The organism is Streptomyces caeni (assembly GCF_042678285.1).
Lineage (GTDB): Bacteria > Actinomycetota > Actinomycetes > Streptomycetales > Streptomycetaceae > Streptomyces > Streptomyces caeni.
In genome coordinates, this window is record NZ_JBHUDX010000078.1 from 1 (window position 1) to 1,415 (window position 1,415).

At 76.5% G+C, this 1,415-nt stretch carries 2 protein-coding genes; both read right to left on the bottom strand.

Going from position 1 to position 1,415, the window contains the following annotated elements:
• On the bottom strand, positions 1 to 551 hold a 551-nt coding region (locus ACFSL4_RS25680; protein ID WP_381087484.1), incomplete at its 3' end, for a hypothetical protein.
• Between the two features lie 108 nt (positions 552 to 659).
• Positions 660 to 950, bottom strand: coding sequence for an ANTAR domain-containing protein (locus ACFSL4_RS25685; protein ID WP_381087487.1), 291 nt, complete (start codon positions 948 to 950; stop codon positions 660 to 662).
• Positions 951 to 1,415: the final 465 nt, after the last annotated feature.

A 1,415-nucleotide genomic window follows, 5' to 3' on the forward strand; every position in this document is an offset into this window, starting at 1 on the left:
CCCTGACCCCCACCACCCTGCTCCCGCCCCGGCTGCTCGCCCTGACCCCCACCACCCTGCTCCCGCCCCGGCTGCTCGCCCTGACCCCCACCACCCTGCTCCCGCCCCTGACCCTCCCCTTCGCGCCCGGCGTCGTCCCGGCTCACGGTGAAGGAGGCGGCCCACGGCGTCTCGCCTCCGAACGCAGCCGGGCAGCGGCCCTCGACGCCCCGCTGCGACACGAAGCCGGCCGCGCCGGAGCCGCCCCCGGTCCCCGGGTCGGCCGCGATGCGGTCCGTGCCGCTGTACACGGCAGCGCTGGCACCCGCGCCACCGCCGTACCTGCGCAGCCGGGCCGTGCCCCTCTCGAAGCCGCGGAAGGTGGCGTGGATGGACTCGGTCGGGGTGCCTCCGGCGGCGTCGCAGGACGCCCGGACGGCAACGGTGTCTCCGGGCGCGGCCCGGCGCGGGCTGACGTCCGCGGAGGGGTCGGCGGACGCGGGCGGGGCGACCGTGCCCAGCGCGGCTGCGGCCAGAGCGGCGGCGGACAGGACACGGGCTCTGCAGCGCATGAGAGGGGCTCCTTCGGCCGGGTTCCCGCGGGGCACGGCCATCGCGCCCCTGACAACCCATCACAGCCCGCCCGGCCGCGGTCCGCGCGCGGCCCTGCACCATTCGCGCTACCGGCGCCCCCATGCGGGTGACGTGAAAACCCGCTCCCCCGCCGCTCCGCCGGACAGCGAGACCGGCTCCCGCTCCAGGCCGCGGCCGCGCCGCCGCACCACGACCGCGGCGACGTCGGAGAGTCTCCGGCTGGTGCCCCGGGAGATGCGGCGCAGGACGCCGAAGGCCGCGTCGGCATCGCAGCCGAGGACATGCATCACGATCCCGCACGCCTGATCGACGACGGGCCACGAGCGCAGTGCGGCGCCGAGCTCGGTGGTGACCGACGCGGGATCCGCGCACCTCACCCGCGCCGCCGTACTGGGGCCCCGTCGCGAAGAGGCGGCCGCGCTCGCCGCACAGGACCCGGCCTCGTGCCCGCTCGTCGCCGAGGCGGCGCACGCCGGCTCCACAGCCCTGCATGTGCGGCCCGAGGACCCGGACGCCTTCGGCCGTGACGCCTCGGACGCCCCGGTCCTCGTCCGCGCGAACGTGACGTCGCTGCTGTGCGTGCCGCTCACCGGGGGGCACCGTGTGCGGGGTGCTCACCCTCTTCCGCAGCGGGGCCCGGCTGGCGTTCTCGATGGCGGAGGCCCAGACGATGGACATGATGTCCCGTCACATCGCGCCGGCCATCCGGGGCCGGCCTAGGCGGCATCCCTCATCACCTGGTCGCGCAGCCGGTTGCAGCACCGGCTGATCAGGCGGGAGACGTGCAGACTCCGCTGGCGAATTTGCTTACGGTGCTGTGGCGTACGGGGCGAGGGCAGCGA